Origin of the sequence: Dokdonella sp. (genome assembly GCF_039926425.1) — a bacterium.
GTDB lineage: Bacteria > Pseudomonadota > Gammaproteobacteria > Xanthomonadales > Rhodanobacteraceae > Dokdonella_A.
Genome location: NZ_JBDSWZ010000268.1, coordinates 1 through 2,832, shown reverse-complemented (window position 1 = coordinate 2,832; position 2,832 = coordinate 1). Strand labels below are relative to the sequence as shown.

General features: G+C 63.6%; 3 protein-coding genes. 1 reads left to right on the top strand and 2 read right to left on the bottom strand.

The window, feature by feature from the left end; all coding sequences use genetic code 11:
• Window positions 1-811: ABC transporter ATP-binding protein (locus tag ABIV12_RS15215; RefSeq protein ID WP_348060832.1), on the bottom strand; the 811-nt coding region annotated here is incomplete at its 3' end.
• 155 nt (window positions 812-966) lie between these two features.
• Between ABIV12_RS15215 and ABIV12_RS15210 the strand changes: the two genes are divergently transcribed.
• Window positions 967-2,175, top strand: a complete 1,209-nt coding sequence (locus tag ABIV12_RS15210; RefSeq protein WP_348060830.1) for a fatty acid desaturase — start codon at window positions 967-969, stop codon at window positions 2,173-2,175.
• Window positions 2,176-2,674: 499 nt separating this feature from the next.
• On the opposite strand, the gene rpmG is transcribed toward ABIV12_RS15210, so the two are convergent.
• A partial coding sequence (gene rpmG / locus ABIV12_RS15205) for a 50S ribosomal protein L33 (protein ID WP_348060834.1) occupies window positions 2,675-2,832 on the bottom strand: 158 nt, incomplete at its 5' end.

Sequence of the window (2,832 nt, the reverse complement as noted above, 5' to 3'; positions counted from 1 at the left end):
TCACACTCACTCCAGGCTTCAGTCGCACGCGCCAGTGCCGTCCGTCGATCGCATCCGCCGCAGCAACGTGCGACAGGGTCGACCAGTCGGCGTCACTCATCGACCGGCTGACGCCAACGCGGAACAGCCCACCTGCTTCCGAACGAAGCGGCCCCACGTGGCGCAGTTCGCCGCGATGAAGGATGGCGACACGATCGCAGCAGGCGAGCACATCCGGAAGCACATGGGTGGAAAGCACGACCGCGTGGTCGCGGCCGAGCCCGCGCACCAGTTCGCGCAGCGACAGGGCCTGGACCGGATCGAGCCCGGACGCAGGTTCGTCCAGCACGATCAGTTCGGGTTCGTGCACGATCGCCTGGGCGATGCCGACCCGCTGGCGGAATCCCTTTGAGAGAGTCGCCATCGGTCTGCGGCGCACCTCGCCCAGTTCGCAGCGCTCGACCACTCGGTCAACGGCAGCGCGCACGGCGGCGCGCGCAACGCCATGCAGGCGGACACAGAACGAGAGGTATTCGTCGGCGGTCAGCTCGGCATGCAGCGGTGGTGTTTCGGGAAGGTAGCCGATCCGTCGGCGACCAAGCTCCGGCTGTTCATGGAGATTGGCTCCCCCAAGCAGCACCTTGCCTTCACTTGGCGCGAGGACTCCCGCCATCATCCGCAGGGTGGTCGTCTTGCCGGCACCGTTGACGCCGAGGAGTCCGAGGACCTCGCCACGCGAGACTGTCAGGTCGAGACCGGACACGGCCACACGCCCCGCCAGACGGCGGGTGACGCGTTCAAGCACGAGCGTTGCAGGGGGAGGGCTGTTCACGAATCGCGATTGTTCCGGTTCCGGGGCTGCCGCGGCAAGCACCGTGATGCCAACAGGGTCACACACTCTGGCAGGGGACCTTGCAGCAGGGCCGTGGCGACACCATAAGTGTGCGGGTATAGTGGACTTTCCGTCCCACCCATCCAACGCCATTCATGTTCGAATCCATCGTCTCCTTCGCTTCACGCGGGCTTACCCAGGCTTCCTGGGGCACATGGGTCATCTTCGGTCTGGTCGTCACGCAGTTGACGATCTTCACGATGACCCTCTACCTGCACCGCAGCCAGTCGCACCGTGGCGTCGAATTCCATCCGGCGCTCGCGCATTTCTTCCGGTTCTGGTCGTGGTTTTCCACGGGAATCAACACGAAGGAATACGTCGCGATTCACCGCAAGCATCATGCGAAGTGCGAGACGGACGAAGATCCGCACAGCCCGCAGGTGTATGGCCTCAACAAGGTGCTGTTCGACGGCGTCGATCTCTATCGCACGGCGAGCCTCAATCGCGAGGACATGGACAAGTATGGCATCGGCGCGCCGGACGACTGGATCGAGCGCAAGCTCTACACGCCGTACACGATCCTCGGCGTCGGGATGTTCCTCGTACTGAACTTCCTGCTGTTTGGCGTCGTCGGCATCGCGCTCTGGGCAATGCAGATGATCTGGATCCCGTTCTGGGCCGCCGGCGTGGTCAATGGCGTCGGCCACTGGTGGGGTTATCGCAACTTCGAAACAGCGGACACTGCGACCAACCTCACACCGTGGGCAATCTGGCTGGGTGGCGAAGAGCTGCACAACAACCACCACGCGTTTCCGAGTTCGTCGAAGTTCGCACTGCGCAAATTCGAATTCGACATCGGCTGGGCGGCAATCCGTACGTTCGAGACGCTCGGTCTGGCCAAGGTGCTGCGCGTCGCACCGAGTCTCGATATTCGTCCGAACGTGTCCCTACCCGACGCCGACACGGCAAAGGCTGTGCTCGCGCACCGCTTTCATGTGATGAGCGACTACTTCCGTGGCGTGATCGCTCCGACCCTGCGGGAAGAAGCAGGGCGCGCGGGCGCAGGCATCAAGGATCTGCCGCGCAAGCTCCGTCTCGCGCTGGGCAACGGCGGACGCTGGCTCGACGCGTCGTCACGCGAACGCCTGACCGCGTTCACCGAAAAGCACCCGCAACTGCGCACGGTGTGCGAATTCCGCGCACGTCTGGCGGCGCTCACCGAACAGCGCAGCGGTCGCAATGCCGACAGCATGATCGATGCGTTGCGCGAGTGGTGCGTCGAGGCCGAAGCGACCGGCATTCGCGCGCTCGGCGATTTCGCAGCGCGATTGAAAGGGTATCGTCTGCAAGGCGACGCGGTTTGACGAGGCGTCGGACATGACCACAACGAACCCGCCGATCGGCGGGTTTTTTGTGCGCGTCGTTCGCGTGTTTCTGCTTCCGTCGACGAGTCGATGGATCGACCCTGGCGACATGCCTTGTTGTTGTCCGGCGGATCAAGAGGATTGGGGAGCGCCGGCGCGCGATGGACTTTTCGATCGGCGTGGCAGCTGTGACTTGTTACAGCTTATTCGAAGTGCCAACGCGCGTTAGGCTCGATTCGCTGCAGCTGCGGCCATCACGCGAGGCAGGATGCCTCCGCTCCGATGGTCGCAGCCTGCCGCAACCCACCTGGACACGCATCGGGCACTCCTCGCTCACGACGTTGCGCGCGCCTCAACGCCGTGCCGGTCGCCGAGCCGAGCGGCAACTCCGTACGCCCTGCAGCACGGGAAACGAAAAAGCCCGCCTTGCGGCGGGCCTTTCATGATCCGATCCCGAGGAATCCGGGACGCGATCCGCATCGGGCCAAGGGCCAGCGGATTACTTGATCTTGCCTTCCTTGTACGGCACGTGCTTGCGCACGACCGGGTCGTATTTCTTGACTTCCATCTTGTCCGGCGTGTTCTTCTTGTTCTTGTCGGTCGTGTAGAAGTGACCGGTGCCGGCGGTGGAGATCAAACGGATCTTGTCGCGCTTGG